This is a genomic window from Photorhabdus africana, assembly GCF_035181445.1.
Lineage (GTDB): Bacteria > Pseudomonadota > Gammaproteobacteria > Enterobacterales > Enterobacteriaceae > Photorhabdus > Photorhabdus laumondii.
Genome location: NZ_JAXBVE010000271.1, coordinates 1 through 250, shown reverse-complemented (window position 1 = coordinate 250; position 250 = coordinate 1). Strand labels below are relative to the sequence as shown.

The 250-nt window shown below is 47.6% G+C and carries 1 pseudogene; it reads right to left on the bottom strand.

Annotated features, from left to right (window positions below):
* Window positions 1-250 (bottom strand): annotated as a pseudogene (locus SLS51_RS23725) (IS1634 family transposase); the annotation flags it as partial.

The window sequence follows — 250 nt, the reverse complement described above, 5'->3', positions numbered from 1 at the left end:
AACCATGAGACAACATGTCATCACCATTAACAGCGCTTCTGTCCGCTCTGGTTTTTTCAGGAAAATAGCAGACGTCAGGAATTCCGGACTTTTCAGGAAGCGAAAACCCCGCTCTACCTTTTGTTGTGCCTTATAATTAGCCAGTAACGCCGCCATATCAAGCCGTCCTTCATCCCGTTCATTGGTCGCTAAAATAAACCTCCCGACCCGCAATCTGGCCTGCTTCACATTGTCTAACCGGGTATAAACC